The sequence below is a fragment of the Streptomyces sp. NPDC102360 genome, assembly GCF_044766085.1.
Lineage (GTDB): Bacteria > Actinomycetota > Actinomycetes > Streptomycetales > Streptomycetaceae > Streptomyces.
Window position 1 is genome coordinate 249,373 of record NZ_JBIWLG010000011.1, and the last position, 17,392, is coordinate 266,764.

Below are 17,392 nucleotides of genomic sequence, written 5' to 3' on the forward strand. Positions count from 1 at the left end.
ACGGGGGTTGTCATGTTTCTTCGCGCGCGTCCCATGACCGTGCTGCTACTGCTGGGCGGACTGCTGCTCGGCGGCGTCCCGGCGACGGCCTCGGCCTCGGCGTCGATGTCGACGTCCACCAGTAGCCACATCTCCGCAGCCTCCACGACGCTGCTGAAGGAGACCTCCAAGGCCTCCAAGGTCGGCGTGAGCAAGAGCAAGTTGAAGAAGTCCAAGTCGAAGAAGAAAAAGAAGAGCAAGTCGCTCAGCTGGATCTTCATCGTCCTCATCGTGATCGTCGTGCTGGTCGTCGTCGGCCTGTTCCGCAAACGTCGCCGGTCGTAAACCCTGGGGAGCCGCGATATGTGCACCGACGAGATCCACGAGGACGTCCGGGCGGGCGAACACGGCATTGGCAGACGGGCGTTGCTCGTGACCGGCTCGGCCGCCGCGCTTACGCTCACGACCATGAGCTTCGCCAGCGCCGCCGACGGCTCGCGGTCCACCAGGACACTGAAGGGCACGCTGCCGCCGGGCGCGCCGGACTACGTGTACCTGCCGGTGGAGGTCCCCGCGGGGGTACGCGAGTTCCGCGTCTCCTACACGTACGAGAAGGCCACCGGGCTCCCCGCCGGCACCCAGAACAACGCCCTGGACATCGGCGTCTTCGACGAGCGCGGCACGGCTCTCGGCGGCGAGGGCTTCCGCGGCTGGTCGGGCGGCGCCCGCACCGAGTTCTTCATCCGCGCCGACGACGCGACGCCCGGCTACATCCCGGGGCCCGTCCGCCCCGGCCGGTGGAACATCGCGCTGGGCCCGTACACGGTGGCGCCGGAAGGCCTGCCGTACGAGGTGACGGTGACGCTCACGCACGGCCCCACCGGCGAGACACCCCGCCCGAGCTATCCGCCGCAGCGGGCCCGCGGCCGGGGCCGCGCCTGGTACCGCGGCGACTGCCACCTGCACTCCTGGTACTCGGACGGCCGCCGCACACCCGCCGAGATCGGCGCGCTCGCCCGCGCCGCCGGCCTGGACTTCATCAACACGTCCGACCACAACACACACTCCTCGCACGCCCACTGGTCGGACGTCGCGGGGGACGACCTCCTCGTGATGATCGGCGAGGAGATCACCACCCGTAACGGCCATGTGGTCGCCCTCGGCACCGAGCCCGGCACGTTCGTCGACTGGCGCTACCGGGCCCGCGACAACCGCTGGGCGAAGTACGCGCAGCAGATCCGCCGCGCGGGCGGCCTGGTCGTCCCCGCGCACCCGCACGCGACGTGCATCGGCTGCGGCTGGAAGTTCGGCTTCGGCGAGGCGGACGCGGTCGAGGTGTGGAACGGCCCGTACACGCCGGACGACGAGGTGTCCCTTGCGGACTGGGACAACACGCTGGTCGCGTACGCGCGTTCCGGCCGCGGCACGGGGTGGATCCCGGCGATGGGCAACAGCGACGCGCACCGCGACCCGGACCGCGTCGGCGGCCCGCAGACCGTGGTCCTGGCGGACGACCTGAGCCGCGAGGCCATCCAGGCGGGCATCAGGGCGGGCCACTCGTACGTCGCCGAATCCTCATCGGTCGAGCTCACCTTCACGGCGACCGGCGGCAAGGGCCGGACGGCGGGCATCGGCGAACGCCTCCCGGTCTCCGCCGACACCCCGGTCACGATCACCCTTACGGCCAAGGCCGCCTCCGACTGCACCCTCCACATCGTCACGGACCAGGGGACGTTGTTCACGTCGGCCGAGAGCACGGCGACCTGGCGGACGACCCCGGCGTACGCGGCCTACGTCCGCGCGGAGATCCGGCACCCCACAACAACCCCGGGCCTCCCCGGCCCCCTCGCAGCCTTCACGAACCCGATCTTCCTGGGCGTCTTGTAAGCCCCTGCGGCGATTGAGCAGGCCTTTTAAGCCCCGCCGGCGATTGAGGCGCGGGGGCTTGATTGGCCCACCCGCCGCAGAGGGTTGATGGTCGCCGGAGGGGAGGGAGGAACTACTCCTCCACCACCAGCACCGGCGTCTGCCGGTTCAGGACCTCACCCCGGAAGAACGCCGGGCTGCGCCGCCCCATCACCAGCATGATCACGACACCGACGAACAGCAGGCCCACACCGATCACGAAGACCGAACCGACGCCGAGCACCGAGGAACCGCTGCCGTACTCCGGGTTCCACATGTCGACGAGCGTCTTGAAGAAGACGGCGGACAGGAGGACTCCGCCGAGGAGCGGGAAGAGACCCTTGAAGGTGAAGTCGCGCACCGAGCTGCGCAGTTCCGCCTTGAAGTACCAGGCGCAGGCGAAGGCCGTCAGCGCGTAGTAGAAGCAGATCATGAGGCCGAGCGCGTAGATCGTGTCGACGAGTACGTGCTCGGAGACCAGCGTCATGACCGTGTAGAAGACGGCCGTGGCGACACCCGCCGTGACCGTCGCACGGCCCGGCGTACGGAACTTCGGGTGCACGCGCGCGTACGACGCCGGCAGCGCCTCGTACGTCGACATGGCGAGGACCGTGCGGGCGACGGGGATGAACGTCGTCTGGAGGCTGGCCGCGGCCGACGCGAGGACGGCGACGAAGAGGAGGATGCCGAGCGTCGGGCCCATCACGGGGCCCGCGAGCGCGGCGAAGACGTTGTCGGAGGTCTCCGGGTTGGCGAGGCCGAGGCCCTTGCCGCCGGAGCCGACGATCATCTGCGCGGCCACGCCCGTCGCCAGGTACGAGCCGACCAGGACGACCATCGCGATGAGCGCGGCGCGCCCCGGCGTCTTGTCGCTGCCGATCGTCTCCTCGTTCGCGGTGAGGCAGGTGTCCCAGCCCCAGTACATGAAGATCGAGAGGGAGAGCCCCGCGGTGAACGCGCCGAAGGACTGGACCGAGAACGGGTTCAGCCACGACCAGGAGAAGTCCACCGAGGTCGCCGCGAAATCCGCCGAACCCGCCTTGGCCACCGCCATCACGACGAAGACGGCGAGCACCACCAGCTGGAGTCCGACCAGCGTGTACTGCACGCCCTTCGTCGCGGTCATCCCGCGATAGCTGATCGCCGTCGCGGCAGCGATCAGCGCCAGGCACGTGAGGATGTGGACGGCCTTGTCGTCGTCGAGCGCCGCCACCGAGGCGTTGTTGGAGATCTCGCCCGCGAGCAGCCAGAAGTACGAGGTCGCGACCCCGGCCAGGTTCGAGAGCACGATGATCGTCGCGATCACCAGGCCCCAGCCGCACATCCACCCGACGCGCGGCCCGAACGCCTTCACGGTCCAGGTGAAGGACGTGCCGCAGTCCGGCATGACCTTGTTGAGCTCCCGGTACGCGAAGGCGACCAGCAGCATCGGCAGGAATCCCGCGAGGAACACCGCGGGCATCTGGAGGCCGACCTCGCCGGCCGTGGAGCCGAGGGTGGAGGTCAGGCAGTAGACCGGGGCGACCGTGGAGACGCCGATGACGGCGCTGCCGAGCAGCCCGACGGAGTTCCCGCCGAGGCCCTTGCCGTTCCTCGCGCCTGTCTCGGGGCGCACGTCCAGCTGAGTCATGAACAGGACGTTAAATCCTGCGGTTTCCACATCCGGCGGGATTTGTCACGACCGCGACGGTTATCAATCCATGGGCAATTCGGGCAGGTATCCCACGTATCCCAGGGAGATGAGTCAGTCTACTGGCGGATCGCAAGGGGAATGGCCCGGCGTTCGATATTCGGTAATCGAAGCCGGGTCCGCTTTGACCCGATTCAAAATTTTCCCGTGCCTACTGCGTCACGTGCGTTACGTGCGGTAAGTGCGTTACGTGCGCCCCGTCGGACCGCCTCCGCCGCGGAAGCGGCCCACCGCGGTGGGCACCGCGTAGATCAGGGCGAGCGTCAGGAGCGCGAGGATCGCCATCAGCGCGGGGGTCCCGGTCGCGATGCAGAGGCCGAGCACGACCGCGGCCGCCAGACCGACCCAGAACAGCAGGTACTCGCGGTCGCTGCCGCCCCGCCGGTACAGCAGGACCGCCCTGCAGATCAGCACGACGACGGCGGCGCCGTCGATCAGCGCCGACACGTTGGGGAACTTCACCAGCGCGCTGAGCCCCGCGGGCACCAGCCACAGGAGACCGAGCAGCGGACGCCCCGGCAGTCCGGGGCCCCCGTCGTGCCGCTCGGCGGTCCCGCGCGGCGGCGGCCCCGACGCGGGCCGCGCCGCCCCGTACGGCGCGGGCCGCCGCTGCCCGTACGAGGAGGACCAGGCGTCGACCGTCGGCTGCTGGGCGTAGCCCCCGTGGGGCGCGCCACCGGGCGGCGTCGAGTACGGCGTCGAGGGCGGGGTCGAGGGCGGGGTCGAGAAGGGAGCCGGGGGCGGCGGCGAAGGCGGCGGCGGGGACGCGGGACCGGCTCCGGCTCCCGGCCCGCGCGTGGTCGCGTCGTGGAAGTCCCCGCCGCTCGGCCCGAACACGCCGCCCGCGTCCAGCCGCGTGGACCCGGGCCCTGCCACGGCCCCGTGCAGCTCCGTGTCGGCCCGCGCCTCCAGGTTCAGGAGCTGCCCCGACGTGCGGGCGATCAGAGAGACGACCTGCGCGGGCAGCCACGTGTCGCTCGTCGCGTCGTGCGTGCGCGCCCGGACCACGAGCTGCTCCGCGTCCGGCCGCCGCTCCGGCTCCGGGTCGAGGCAGTGCCGGATGAGGTTCCGCAACTCCTCGGCCACGCCCGGGAGCTGCGGGTCGAGGCTGCCCCGGTGCGGCTGCACGCCGGTGGCGGCGAAGGCGAGCGTGAGCCCGTAGCTGTAGACGTCCGTCGCGGCGGTCACCTTCTCGCCGTACGCCTGCTCCGGCGACATGTACGCCGGGGTGCCGATGCGCGCGCCGGTCGAGGTCAGCCCCGCCGAGGTGAGCCCGGCGTCGAGCGCGGCGTGCACGATCCCGAAGTCGATGAGGCGCGGCCCGTCGGCGGACAGCAGCACGTTGGACGGCTTGAGGTCCCGGTGCACGAGCCGGTCGCGGTGCACGTGCTCCAGGGTCTGCGCGAGGTCCGCCGCGAGCCGCCACAGCGATTCGGCGGGCAGCGGCCCGAACCGGTCGACCGAGTCCTGGAGGGAGGGCCCCGACACGTACTCCGACGCGTACCAGGGGTGCCGCTCCTCCAGGCCGGTGTCGACGACCGGCACCGTGCCCGGCGCCCCGACCCGCCGTACGACGTCCGCCTCGCGCCGGAACCGCTCACGGAAGCCCGGCTGTGCCGCCATGTCGGCGTGGATGAACTTCAGCGCGACGGAGCGGCCTCCCGCGTTGCGGGCCAGATAGACCCGCCCCATGCCGCCCTCACCGATCCGCCGCAGCACCCGGTACGTACCGACCGTGCGCGGATCCTGCGCCTCCAGCGCCTCCATGGAACCCCCGGTTCCGCCGTAGTGACCGTCTGCAACTGTGCAGGCTGACCTGCTTAGTTGTAAAGACGCACTAAAGGGGCCCCTGAGTTCCGTGAGGTGGCAGATACCCTCCTCCTGCGGCCTATCCGGGCCACACGATCGACTGCCACTCGCTGTACGCGTGCAGGGCGTACGAGCCGACGTCCCGGCCCACCCCGCTCTTCTTGAAGCCGCCGAACGGCGCCTCCATGTTCCGGCCGATGGTGTTCACACCGACGCCGCCGGCCCGCAGCCGCCGCGCGATCCGGAAGGCCCGCGCGACGTCGCCCGACCACACGTAGTCGATGAGGCCGTAGTCGGAGTCGTTCGCGAGGGCGATCGCCTCGTCCTCGTCGCCGTCGAAGGGGACCACGGCGACGACGGGCCCGAAGATCTCCTCGCGCACCACCCGCATGTCGTTGGTGCAGTCGGCGAGCAGGGTGGGCGCGACGTAGAAGCCGTTCTCAAATGCGGGGCGATCGCCGCCCGCGACGACCGTCGCCCCCTCCTTCCGCCCCAACTCGACGTACGACTCGATCCGTTCCCGGTGTGCCGCCGAGATGACGGGCCCGACGACGGTCCCTTTCGCTCGCGGGTCGCCGACCTTCATGTAGCCGATGTACGCGGTGAGCCTGGCGACGAACTCGTCGTACACGGACCGGTGCACGATCGCCCGCGTCGGGGCCGTGCAGATCTGCCCGCTGTAGAAGGCGTACGTGGTGCCGATGCCGGCCACCGCCGAGTCCAGGTCCGCGTCGTCCAGGACGACCGCGGCGCCCTTGCCGCCCAGCTCCATCAGCTGCCGCTTCATGGACCGGCCGCACACCTCGCCGATGCGCTGACCGACGGCGGTGGAGCCGGTGAAGCTGACCATGTCGACGTCGGGCGAATCGACCGCGGCCTCACCGACGGCGACCTCCGTCCCGCTCACGACATTCACGACACCGGGCGGCGCTCCGGCCTCCTCCAGCGCCGCCGCCATCCGGAAGACGGACAGCGGATCCTGCGGCGCGGGCTTCACGACGACCGTGTTGCCCATGGCGAGTGCGGGGGCGACCTTGCCGGCCGGGTTGGCCCACGGGTTGTTGTAGGAGGTGATGCAGGTGACGACGCCGACCGGCTGACGCACGGCGAGCGCGCCCGTCACGCCCGCCTTCCCCATCGGCCCGGCCTCGTTGATCTGCGGCACCATCGCCTCCTCGACCGGCTCCAGCGCCCCCTTCGCGTACCGCCTGAACCGCGAGACACCTACGGCGACCTGCATGCCGCGCGCGGTCCCTGTCGTCGCCCCGCTCTCCGCCTGGGCCAGCTCGGCGTTGGCGGCGAAGTCCCGCTGCATGAGGTCGGCGGCCCGGTCGAGGATCGCGGCCCGCTCCTCCGGCTTCGTACGCGACCAGGGCTCGAAGGCGTCGCGGGCCGCGCGCGCGGCGTCGTACACCTGCTGCCGCGAGGCCTCGGGGGCGTGCCCGACGACAGTCTCACCCGCCGGATCGACGACGTCGTAGTGTCCGCCGTCAGGCTCGACCCACTCACCCCCGACGAACAGCCTCTGAGACTCGGTCACTTGGTACTCACCGTCCGGGTGTCGGCGCCGGACCGCAGCACCTTGCCGGGCACCGCGCCACTCACGACATCGCCACGCATGGCCTCAACTCCATTGACCCACACGGCAGTTATGCCGATCGCCTTCGAGTCGAGCCGCGGGCTGTCGCCGGGCAGATCGTGCACGAGGGTCGCCTTCCCTGCATCGATCGTCTCGGGGTCGAACAGCACCAGGTCGGCGTGGAAGCCCTCCTGGATCCGCCCCCGCTCCCGCAGCCCGAACAACTGCGCCGGATCATCGGTCAGCATCTTCACGGCCTCCTCCAGGCCGAGCAGCTTCCGTCCCCGCAGACAGTCCCCGATGAACCGGGTCGTGTACGGCGCCCCGCACATCCGGTCCAGGTGCGCGCCCGCGTCGGACCCGCCGAGCATGACGTCCTCGTGGTTCCAGGTCTCCGCCCGCAGCGCCCAGGAATCGGGGTCGTTATCGGTCGGCATCGGCCACAGCACGGTCCGCAGCCCGTCATTGGCGCAGATCTCGACGAGACACTCGAAGGGCTCCTGCCCCCGCTCGGCGGCGATGTCGTTGACGACCCGCCCGGTCAGGCCCTCGTTCTCCTCCGAGTACGTGTCCCCGATGACGTAGCGCCCGAAGTTCGCGAGCCGCCGGAAGACGCCGGCCTCCTTGCTGTCGGCGCGGCGCAGCATCTCGCCCCGCACCTCGGGGTCACGCAGCTTGGCGATACGTTCCTCGACAGGCAGCCCGAGAACGTCCCCCCACCCGGGTATCAGATTGAGCGCGCAGAACGTCCCGAGGCTCATGTTCATCGGCGTCAGGATCGGCATCGTCAGCGCGACGATCCGGCCACCCGACTTCCGGGCCCGCTCGCTCGCCTCCAGCTGCCGGGGCACGCGCTCGGGTACGGAGGCGTCGATGGTGAGCACGTTCCAGTTGAGCGGCCGCCCGGCGGCAGCGCTCATGTCGACGAACAGCTCGATCTCATCATCACTGAACTGATCGAGGCACCCGGCGACGATGGCCTCGATCTGCGTCCCCTCGTGCTCGCCGACCGCCTTGCTGAGCGCGATCAGCTCGGCGGGCTTCGCGTGCCGGGAGGCGACGGGCTCGCCGTCCCCGTCGGAGTGCGAGGAGGACTGAGTGGTGGAGAGCCCCCAGGCCCCGGCGTCCATGGCGTCCTTCAACAGCCCGACCATCTGCCCGAGTTGCTCCCGCGACGGCTGCCCACCGACGGCCTCGGCCCCCATCACGTACCGCCGCAGGGCGCAGTGCCCCACCATGAACCCGGCGTTGACGGCGATCCGCCCGTCGAGGGCGCCCAAGTAGTCCCCGAACGAATTCCAGGTCCACGGAGCGCCCTCCTCCAGGGCGACCAGCGACATCCCCTCCACCCTGGACATCATGCGCCGCGTGTAGTCGGCGTCACCGGGCTGCGCGGGGTTCAACGGGGCGAGCGTGAACCCACAGTTGCCGCCGGCGACGGTGGTCACGCCGTGGTTGAGACTGGGCGTGGCATACGGATCCCAGAACAACTGGGCGTCGTAGTGCGTGTGCGGGTCGACGAACCCGGGCGCGAGCACGAGCCCCGAGGCGTCCTCGGCACTCCGGGCCTCCTCGGCGACTTTCCCGGCTTCGGCGACGACGGCGATCCGCCCGTCCCGAATCCCGACATCGGCGATAAAGGCGGGCCCACCTGTCCCGTCGACAACGGTGGCACCCTTGATGAGGTGGTCGAGCATACGAGTTCGTCTCCCTTCGCAACCTTGACCATTCCAAGCCCCTGCGGCCTTTCAAGCCCCTGCGTCGATTGAGCAGGCTTTTCAAGCCCCCGCGGCGGGTGAGCCACTCAAGCCCCTGCGGCGATTGAGCAGCGGGGCCCGGGGCAGCGCCCCGATCTTTCAAGCCCCGCCGGCGCTTGAGGCGCGGGGTCCGGGGCGGAGCCCCGAGACGTGTGCAACGACAGGGCCCCGACTCTCCCGTCCGGGAAGGAGGAAAGCCGGGGCCGGTCCGGAGAGGACTACGCGGCCGACCGGAACCTGGTCGTCCGATGCACCGGATCCGTATCGATCTTCGGAATCACGTGCTCCCCGATCAGCTTGATCGAATTCAGCGTGTCCTCATGCGAGATCCCGATGGGCAGCCCGAACGACAGCTGATCCGCCCCCGCCTGCTCCCACCGCTTGCACTGCTGCAACACCTCGTCCGGATCCCCGCAGATCATCAGCTCCTCGGCGATGAGCAGCTCGATGATCTCCTCGGAGTAGTCCGGAAGCAGCTCCGGCCACTCGGGAATCCCCTCGGGCCGCGGGAACGTGTCGTGGTACCGGAACAGCAGCGACTGCAGGTAGTTGAGCCCACCGTTCACGGCGATCTGCACGGCCTTCTCGTGCGTCTCCGCACAGATCGCGGTCGACGTCACCATGACGTTGTCGTTCACGAAGTCGCCCACCGGGTCGGGATCCTGAATCGCGGTCTTGTACTGCTCCAGGACCCACTCCATGTCGGAGACCTTCTGCACGCTGAACCCGAGAACACCCAGGCCCTTCTTCGCCGCCATGGCGTACGACGGCGGAGACCCGGCCGCGTACCACATGCCGGGGTGCGACTTCCCGTACGGCTTGGGCAGGATCTTGCGGGGCGGCAGCTCCCAGTGCTTGCCCTTGAACCCGACGTACTCGTCCTGGAGCCACATCTTCGGGAACTCGCGGATGGTCTCTTCCCAGATCTCCTTGGTGTAGTTCATGTCGGTCACACCCGGCATGAACCCAAGAATCTCGTGACTGCCCGCACCGCGCCCGCTGCCGAACTCGAAGCGCCCCTCGCTGAGGTGGTCGAGCATGGCGACCTTCTCGGCCACCTTCACCGGGTGGTTGACCGGCGCCAGCGGGTTGAAGATGCCGGACCCGAGGTGGATCCGGTCGGTCGCGTGCGCCAGGTACCCGAGGAACACGTCGTTCGCGGAAAGGTGCGAGTACTCCTCCAGGAAGTGGTGCTCGGACGCCCAGGCGTACTTGAAGCCGGACTTGTCCGCCTGGATGACGTACTCGGTCTCGTTCATGAGCGCGCGGTGCTCGGCCGTCGGGTCCGTCAGCGCCTGCTTGCCCAAGTATCCCTGTACAAAGAGCCCGAATTCCAAGGAGGTTCACCGTCCTCGTCAGTTTCTGACGCATCGTCAGATTGGATGGATCGACTGTTCCACTGCGTTCGCCGACCGTCAATACCTGACGCATCGTCAGGTACGTTCGGAGGGCCGGGGATCACAGCACACTGACCCCCGCGAGCCACCCCCCGTCCACGACGAACGGCTGCCCGGTGATGTACGCCGAGTCCTCCTCGGAGCTGAGGAAGAGCGCGAGCCGCGCGACCTCCTCCGGCTTCCCGACCCGGCCGAGCGGCACGAGCTTGCGGTACAGGTCGTCGAGCGCCTGCGCCGCCTCCTCGGTGTTCGCCTCCGGGTCGAGCTGGGACGGGTTGCTCATGGCGGTGTCGATGGCGCCGGGGCAGACGGCGTTGACCCGGATCTTCTGCGCGGCCAGCTCGAGCGCGGCGACCCGCGTGAGCCCCACGATGGCGTGCTTGGTGGCGGTGTACGCGCCGACGTACGCCATGCCCGTCACCCCCGTGTACGAGGAGGTGTTCACGATCGACCCGCCGCCCGCCGCGCCGATCTCGGGGGCCACGGTCTTGATCCCGAGAAACGCCCCCACCTGATTGACCTGGATGATCTGCTGGAACTCGTCGAGCGGCGTCGAGACCAACTCGTTGAACCGCAGGATCCCGGCGTTGTTCACGAGCCCGTCGATCTTCCCGAAGGCGGCCTTCGCTGAGCCGACGGCGGCGACCCAGTCCTCCTCCTTGCTCACGTCCAGGTGCACGTAGACCGCGTTGCCGTTGCCGAGGTCCTTGGCGACGGCCTCGCCCTGATCGTCGAGCACGTCGGCGACGACGATCTTCGCGCCCTCCGAGGCGAACAGCCGCGCCTCCTGCTCCCCCTGCCCGCGCGCCGCACCGGTGATGAGGACGACACGCCCATCGAGCTTGCCCATGCGTCAAACCCCTTGCCTTGTCGGTCAGTTGAGGTCGTTCAGGTGCGGAGCTGTTTCGGCGGCGAAGGCCGCCATCTGATCGGTGAGTTCTTCGTGCGACCGGCTGCGGAACCGGATCTGAATCTGCCGCACGCCCATGGCCGCGTAGGCCCGCAGTGACTCGGCGATCGCCTCGCCGCCGCCCGTCAGGGTGCGCCGGCCGACGTCCCACGCCGGCTCGCCCAGGTACAACGGCTCGGTGATGGCGCCCACGGTGAGCGGCGCCTCGATCCCGGCCTCGGCGCGCAGCCGCAGCAGCTTCTCGATCTGCGCCGGGAGCCGGTCCCTCGGGTCGCCCTGCGGCAGCCACCCGTCGCCCTTGAGCGCGGCCCGGCGCACGGCGGGGGCCGAGGAGCCGCCGACCCAGATCGGCACGCGCCGCTGGGCGGGCCTGGGCCGCTGCCCCAGCCCCTCGAACTGGAACAACTCCCCTTTGTGCACGGGGAATTCCTCCGGCCCGAGCGCGGCCTTCAGCGCGTCCACGCTCTCGTCGAGCACGGCGCCGCGCTTCGCGAAGTCGACGCCGAGCGCCTCGAACTCCTCCTGTACGTGCCCGGCCCCGACCCCCAGGACGAGCCGGCCGCCACTGAGGTGGTCGAGGGTCGCGTACTGCTTGGCGGAGGCGAGGGGGTGCCGGAGCCCGACGATCGCGACATGGCTCAGCAGCCGCACCCGTTCGGTGATCCCGGCCAGGAAGGCGAGTGTGGCGACGGGGTCGTACCAGGTCGTCGACATGGCGTCGGCGAGCCGGCGCGGGATGGCGACGTGGTCGCAGCTCGCGATGTAGTCGAACCCGGTCCGGTCGGCGGTGCGGGCGATCTCGGCGAGCTCCTCCACGCCGGCGCCGGCCTCCCAGGGCTCGGCGTAGACGGTGCTCTGGGATTGGACCGGGAGTTGCATTCCGTAGGCGAGCGAAGCCATGAGCACCCCTGCCGGTAGGTTTCCTGACGGGCCGTCACATTCGGCGGATGCGGAACATCCTCACGTCTGACGGCCCGTCAGGCAAGGGGAATGTGCCACCTGCCCCGAGCCACCTGGGGGGCCACCCGCCCCCACGCCTCGGGGCTCCGCCCCGAACCCCGCGCCTCAATCGCCGGCGGGGCTCAAAAGGCCTGCTCAATCGCCGCAGGGGCTTGATAGATCAAGCCCCGCCGGCGATCGAGACATATCCAGCCCCGCCGGCGATTGAGGCGCGGGGTCCGGGGCAGAGCCCCGATCCTTCAAGCCGCACACTCCGAACGAGAGCCCGCGAGGCCCGGGGCGGAGCCCCGATTCAAGCCCCGCCGGCGTTTGAGGCGCGGGGTCCGGGGCAGAGCCCCGATCTTTCAAGCCCCTGCGGCGATTGAGCAGCGGGGTCCGGGGCAGAGCCCCGTGGCCGCGACCACGGTGCCCGCCCGCCCGGTCAGGGCCTCCAGCACCCATCCGCCCCCAGACCGAGCAGGTCAATCGCATTGCCCCGGACCAGCCGGTCCACCACATCCGCCGCCAGATGCCCCATCTGCGCCTCGCCCACCTCCTTCGACTTGGGCCACGTCGAGTCGGAGTGCGGATAGTCCGTCTCGTACAGCACGTTCCCGACCCCGATCGCGTCGAGGTTCTTCAGCCCGAACGCGTCGTCGAAGAAGCACCCGAAGACGTGGTCGGCGAAGTACTCGGACGGCGGCTTGCGCACCTTGTCGGCGACGCCACCCCACCCCCGGTTCTCCTCCCACACCACATCCGCCCGCTCGAGGATGTACGGAATCCACCCGATCTGCCCCTCGGCGTACATGATCTTCAGCTGCGGGAACCGCTCGAACTTCCCGCTCATGAGCCAATCCACCATCGAGAAGCAGCAGTTGGCGAACGTGATCGTCGACCCGACGGCCGGCGGCGCGTCCGGCGACGTGGACGGCATCTTGCTGCTGGACCCGATGTGCATCGCGATGACGGTCCCGGTCTCGGCGCACGCCGCGAGGAACGGATCCCAGTCGTCCGTGTGGATGGACGGCAGTCCGAGATGCGGCGGGATCTCGGAGAACGCGACCGCCCGCACCCCGCGCGCGGCATTGCGCCGCACCTCGGCCGCCGCGAGCTCGGGGTCCCACAGCGGTACGAGGGTCAGCGGTATGAGCCGCCCCTGCGCCTCCGGCCCGCACCACTCCTCCACCATCCAGTCGTTGTACGCCCGGACGCCGAGCAGCCCGAGCTCACGGTCCTTGGCCTCCGTGAACGTCTGCCCGCAGAAGCGCGGGAACGTGGGGAAGCAGAGGGCGGACTGGACGTGGTTGACGTCCATGTCGGCGAGCCGGGCGGGCACGTCGAACGACCCCGGCCGCATCTGCTCGTACGTGATGACTTCGAGCTTGATCTCGTCCCTGTCGTAGCCCACCGCGGTGTCGAGCCTGGTCAGCGGCCGGTGCAGGTCCTCGTACACCCACCAGTCGCCGATGGGCCCGTCGTCGCCGGGGTTCCCCATGACGGGCGCGAACTTCCCTCCGAGGAAGGTCATTTCCTTCAGAGGGGCCCGGACGATCCGGGGCCCGGTGTCGCGGAACTTCTTCGGCAGCCGGTCGGTCCAGACGTTCGGCGGCTCCACGGTGTGGTCGTCGACGGAGATGATCTGCGGGAAGTCGGCCGAGTTCAGGGGGGTTTGGGCGTTACGGGTACTTTCTGTCTCCGTGGTCTCCATGGACTCACGGTAGCGCCGATCTGACGACCCGTCAGCTAGTGGGGGCCCAGTGGTTCCCGATGGCTCACGCGTGAGGTCTCTGTGATGGGTGCCTTCCATGGCTGACGTTTCCGCCAGGAACAAGGCAAACTGACGGCAGTTGTCTTTGATGTGCGCGCGACACCGGCGCGCCGGTTGGACGGCGCGACAGAATGACGTGTGCGGACGTGGCGGCAGGAGCAGTGAAGATGGTCGGTGGACCGCGGGTACCCGAGCAGCGGCGTGCCGCCGCGCCCGAGGACCCCTCGGACGCGGCCCCGGCGGCCGGCGCCGACCTGCGCTTCAGCGTGCTCGGTCCGGTCCGGGCCTGGCGCGGCGCGGAGCCCCTCGCCACCGGCTCCCCGCAGCAGCGCGCGCTCCTCGCCACCCTCCTGCTGCGCCAGGGCCGCACGGCGACGGCGGCCGAACTCATCGACTCCGTATGGGGCGAGGAGCCCCCGTCGCAGGCGCTGGCCGCGATCCGCACGTACGCCTCGCGGCTGCGCAAGATCCTCGGCCCCGGCGTCCTGGAGACCGAGGCGGGCGGCTACTCGCTGCGGATGGCGCGGCCGGACGCCCTTGACCTGGCGGCCGCCGAGGATCTCGCGGCGCGGGCCGAGCGGGCGCGGCAGTCCGCCGACCTGTGCAGGGCGCGGACGCTGGTGAACGAGGCGCTCGACGTCTGGGACGGCGAGCCGCTGGCCCACGTACCGGGGCCGCATGCCGAGACGGAGCGTGCCCGTCTGGAGGAGTGGCGCCTCCAACTCCTCGAAACGCGCCTCGACATGGACCTGGAACAGGGCTGCCACGCGGAGGCCGTCTCGGCCCTCACGGCCCTGACCGCCGACCATCCGCTCCGCGAGCGCCTGCGCGAACTGCTGATGCTCGCGCTCTACCGCTCCGGCCGCCAGGCGGAGGCCCTCGCCGTCTACGCGGACACCCGCCGCCTGCTCGCCGACGAGCTCGGCGTGGACCCGCGCCCCGGCCTCTCCGAGCTCCAGCAGCGCATCCTCAAGGCGGACCCGACCCTGGCAGAACCCTCTACGCAGCCGCCCGAGCCCTCGCAGACACCACAGCGCCCGGCCCAACTCCCGGCTACCGTCCCGGACTTCACGGGCCGCGCGTCCTTCGTGAAAGAACTCAGCGAGACCCTCGCCTCCGCGTCCTCCGAATCGGGCACCGGCTCGGTGATGGCGGTCTCGGCGGTGGCGGGCATCGGCGGGGTCGGCAAGACCACCCTCGCCGTGCACGTGGCGCACGCGGCGCGCGCCGCCTTCCCCGACGGCCAGCTCTACGTGGACCTCCAGGGCACCAGCCCGCGCCCCGCCGAACCCGAGACGGTCCTCGGCTCCTTCCTGCGCGCCCTCGGCGTCGCGGACTCGGCGGTCCCCGAGTCCCTGGAGGAGCGCTCGGCCCTGTTCCGCTCGACCCTCGACGGCCGCCGCTCCCTGATCCTCCTCGACAACGCGCGGGACGCGGCGCAGGTCAGACCGCTGCTTCCCGGCACGGCGGGGTGCGCGGCGCTGATCACGGGGCGGGTGCGGATGGTCGACCTGGTCGGCGCGCACCTGGTGGACCTGGACGTCATGTCGCCCGACGAGGCGCTGCTCCTGTTCACCCGCATCGTCGGCGAGGAACGGGTGACGTCCGAGCGCAAGGCGGCCCTCGACACCGTCGCGGCCTGCGGCTTCCTCCCCCTCGCCATCCGCATCGCGGCATCCCGCCTCGCGGCCCGCCGCACGTGGACGGTCTCGGTCCTCGCCGCGAAGCTCGCGGACGAGCGCCGCCGCCTCGACGAACTCCAGGCCGGCGACCTGGCGGTCAAGGCCACCTTCGAACTCGGCTACGGCCAACTGGAGCCCACCCAGTCCCGCGCCTTCCGCCTCCTCGGCCTCGCGGACGGCCCGGACATCTCCCTGGCGGCAGCCGCGGCGGTCCTGGACCTCGGCATCGAGTCGACGGAGGACGTCCTGGAGTCCCTCGTCGACACCTCCCTCCTGGAATCCGCCGCTCCGGGCCGCTACCGCTACCACGACCTCGTCCGGCTCTACGCGCGTGCGTGCGCGGAGCGGGACGAGACGGGCGAGGAGCGGGAGGCGGCGCTGTCGCGGTTGCTGGACTTCTATCTGTCGACGGCGACGCGCGTCTACGCGATCGAACGGCCGGGAGACAGCCTGGTGGATCACGTGGCACCGACGAGCCACCCGGGCCTCTCCTTCCAGGACCAGACAGCGGCTCTGGACTGGCTGTTCGCCGAGTCCGAGTGCCTCCTGTCCTGCCTCCAGCAGTCGCTTCGGGCAGAGCTGTTGCAGCGGGCGGCGAGCCTCATCCTCGTGGCCAAGGACCTGTCCGAATCGGGGGCCAGTTCGCTGCGGTACGAGCGTGCCGCCGTCGCCCTGCGCGACAGGGCCCGCGAGCTGGGCGATGCCGTCGCGGAGGCGCGGGCACAGACGACGCTGTCCCAGGTGTGGGCGTTCGCGGGCCGGTTCGACGAAGCGGAGCGGGCAGCCGCGGCCGCGATGGACCTGGACGTCGCCTCCGACCCCTGGTCGAACGGCCACGCGCCGCACGAGCGCGGCATCATCGCCTTCTACCGCAACGACCTCGACCAGGCGGACACGTACCTGCGTGTGGCGCTGGAGAACTTCCGCGCGGACAAGAACACCGCGGGTGAGGCCAGCGCGCTCTGCAACCTCTCCCGCATCCACCTGTCCCAGGGCAGGCCCGACAGCGCCATAGACCTCGCCGAGCAGGGCATCGAGATCTACGGCCGTCTCGGCACGGCCCTGCGCCTGGCCAACGGTCGGTACGCCCTCGGCCTGGCGCTGACGGCTGCGCGCCAGTACGGCGAAGCACTCGATCAACTCACCGCCGCGCTCGGGATTTTCCGCGAGAACCGGCAGCCCCTGTGGGAGGGCGTCACGCACCTCCGGCTCGCCGAGGTGCATCTCGCGGCCAAGCGCGCCCCGCTCGCCGCCGCCCACGCCGAGCAGGCCATCGCCTTGCGCGGCATCGGCGGGGAGTGGCGCCGTGGCGGCATACTGACCGTTCTCGGCAGGGCGTTGATTCTGATCGGGCAGCCGGACCGGGCGCACGCCTGCTGGGGCGAGGCGCTGGCCATCTACGAGCGGCTCGGCTCTCCCGAGGCCGCGGAGGTCCGGGCGCTGATGAAGCCCGTCGCGGCCTGAGGTTCCTCGGCAGAGGCTCGTTCATCATTCGTTTATCGCGGCACGCCACTCTCTTCTTGCCGACCCGTCGCGTCGGGGGGCAGACGGATTGGCGGTCGGGCCGGGCCGTTACGGTAACGGCCCCACAGTGGTCGCCCGGCAACCCTCGGGGGAGTTGCCGGGCGACCGTCTTCCGCACGCACGCCACCCACGGGAGGGATCATCGCCATGAGCGACAAGATCAAGCCGCAGGACAGCCACATCTCGAGCGAGGAGCTCGACGAGGTGAAGCCGCTCGACAGCCACATCTCGAGCGAAGAAGAGGAAGTGGTCGAGCCGCAGGACAGCCACATCTCCGGCGGCACCGTCACCCCGCAGGACTCGCACATATCCAGCGAAAAGCCCTAGAAGCCACCACTCAGACGGGGATCGGCCGCGGCGGACCGGAGGGGGAACCGCCGCGGCCGAGGTGTGCCCTGGACAGGTTCGGGCCAATCAGTGGCGGAAACCGTACGACATGCTCGAACAACT

General features: G+C 70.3%; 12 protein-coding genes. 4 read left to right on the forward strand and 8 right to left on the reverse strand.

The window, feature by feature from the left end; all coding sequences use genetic code 11:
• The first annotated feature begins 33 nt into the window (after positions 1–33).
• Together ACIRHA_RS34095 and ACIRHA_RS34100 are read left to right on the forward strand one after the other, a co-directional pair.
• Positions 34–324, forward strand: a complete 291-nt coding sequence (locus ACIRHA_RS34095; RefSeq protein ID WP_403853888.1) for a hypothetical protein — start codon at positions 34–36, stop codon at positions 322–324.
• A gap of 18 nt (positions 325–342) precedes the next feature.
• On the forward strand, positions 343–1,866 hold the full coding sequence (locus ACIRHA_RS34100) for a CehA/McbA family metallohydrolase (RefSeq protein WP_403853890.1): 1,524 nt from the start codon (positions 343–345) through the stop codon (positions 1,864–1,866).
• 112 nt (positions 1,867–1,978) lie between these two features.
• Here ACIRHA_RS34100 and ACIRHA_RS34105 read toward each other — a convergent pair whose 3' ends face one another.
• From ACIRHA_RS34105 to ACIRHA_RS34140, 8 genes are all read right to left on the reverse strand, one after another.
• Entirely contained in the window at positions 1,979–3,514 is a 1,536-nt protein-coding gene (locus ACIRHA_RS34105) for an APC family permease (RefSeq protein WP_403853892.1), read from the reverse strand.
• A gap of 246 nt (positions 3,515–3,760) precedes the next feature.
• Positions 3,761–5,341: a serine/threonine-protein kinase gene (locus ACIRHA_RS34110; RefSeq protein WP_403853894.1), complete on the reverse strand. Its 1,581-nt coding sequence runs from the start codon at positions 5,339–5,341 to the stop codon at positions 3,761–3,763.
• 121 nt (positions 5,342–5,462) lie between these two features.
• Positions 5,463–6,923 carry an aldehyde dehydrogenase family protein gene (locus ACIRHA_RS34115; protein WP_403853896.1) on the reverse strand — a complete coding sequence of 487 codons (1,461 nt, stop codon included), beginning with the start codon at positions 6,921–6,923 and terminating at the stop codon, positions 5,463–5,465.
• A complete protein-coding gene (locus tag ACIRHA_RS34120) occupies positions 6,920–8,659 on the reverse strand; it encodes an amidohydrolase family protein (protein ID WP_403853898.1) in 1,740 nt (579 codons plus the stop codon). Before ACIRHA_RS34120 ends, ACIRHA_RS34115 begins: the two co-directional genes overlap by 4 nt.
• A 278-nt stretch (positions 8,660–8,937) precedes the next feature.
• Positions 8,938–10,056 (reverse strand): LLM class flavin-dependent oxidoreductase, encoded by a 1,119-nt coding sequence (locus tag ACIRHA_RS34125; protein ID WP_403853900.1) that lies wholly within the window; start codon positions 10,054–10,056, stop codon positions 8,938–8,940.
• A gap of 121 nt (positions 10,057–10,177) precedes the next feature.
• Positions 10,178–10,966, reverse strand: coding sequence for an SDR family NAD(P)-dependent oxidoreductase (locus ACIRHA_RS34130; protein WP_403853902.1), 789 nt, complete (start codon positions 10,964–10,966; stop codon positions 10,178–10,180).
• 24 nt (positions 10,967–10,990) lie between these two features.
• A complete protein-coding gene (locus ACIRHA_RS34135; RefSeq protein ID WP_403853904.1) occupies positions 10,991–11,926 on the reverse strand; it encodes an LLM class F420-dependent oxidoreductase in 936 nt (311 codons plus the stop codon).
• Between the two features lie 481 nt (positions 11,927–12,407).
• Positions 12,408–13,676: an amidohydrolase family protein gene (locus tag ACIRHA_RS34140; RefSeq protein WP_403853906.1), complete on the reverse strand. Its 1,269-nt coding sequence runs from the start codon at positions 13,674–13,676 to the stop codon at positions 12,408–12,410.
• A gap of 227 nt (positions 13,677–13,903) precedes the next feature.
• Between ACIRHA_RS34140 and ACIRHA_RS34145 the strand changes: the two genes are divergently transcribed.
• Positions 13,904–16,882 (forward strand): BTAD domain-containing putative transcriptional regulator, encoded by a 2,979-nt coding sequence (locus ACIRHA_RS34145; protein ID WP_403853908.1) that lies wholly within the window; start codon positions 13,904–13,906, stop codon positions 16,880–16,882.
• A 207-nt stretch (positions 16,883–17,089) separates the two neighbouring features.
• Positions 17,090–17,269: a hypothetical protein gene (locus ACIRHA_RS34150; protein WP_403853910.1), complete on the forward strand. Its 180-nt coding sequence runs from the start codon at positions 17,090–17,092 to the stop codon at positions 17,267–17,269.
• Positions 17,270–17,392 lie beyond the last annotated feature (123 nt).

Excerpts from the sequence above, each read along its gene's own strand:
- ACIRHA_RS34110 (WP_403853894.1), bottom strand. The coding sequence starts at position 5,341 with ATGGAGGCGCTGGAGGCGCAGGATCCGCGCACGGTCGGTACGTACCGG.
- ACIRHA_RS34150 (WP_403853910.1), top strand. The coding sequence starts at position 17,090 with ATGAGCGACAAGATCAAGCCGCAGGACAGCCACATCTCGAGCGAGGAG.
- ACIRHA_RS34105 (WP_403853892.1), bottom strand. The coding sequence starts at position 3,514 with ATGACTCAGCTGGACGTGCGCCCCGAGACAGGCGCGAGGAACGGCAAG.
- ACIRHA_RS34100 (WP_403853890.1), top strand. The coding sequence starts at position 343 with ATGTGCACCGACGAGATCCACGAGGACGTCCGGGCGGGCGAACACGGC.
- ACIRHA_RS34145 (WP_403853908.1), top strand. The coding sequence starts at position 13,904 with ATGGTCGGTGGACCGCGGGTACCCGAGCAGCGGCGTGCCGCCGCGCCC.
- ACIRHA_RS34135 (WP_403853904.1), bottom strand. The coding sequence starts at position 11,926 with ATGGCTTCGCTCGCCTACGGAATGCAACTCCCGGTCCAATCCCAGAGC.
- ACIRHA_RS34140 (WP_403853906.1), bottom strand. The coding sequence starts at position 13,676 with ATGGAGACCACGGAGACAGAAAGTACCCGTAACGCCCAAACCCCCCTG.
- ACIRHA_RS34130 (WP_403853902.1), bottom strand. The coding sequence starts at position 10,966 with ATGGGCAAGCTCGATGGGCGTGTCGTCCTCATCACCGGTGCGGCGCGC.
- ACIRHA_RS34120 (WP_403853898.1), bottom strand. The coding sequence starts at position 8,659 with ATGCTCGACCACCTCATCAAGGGTGCCACCGTTGTCGACGGGACAGGT.
- ACIRHA_RS34095 (WP_403853888.1), top strand. The coding sequence starts at position 34 with ATGACCGTGCTGCTACTGCTGGGCGGACTGCTGCTCGGCGGCGTCCCG.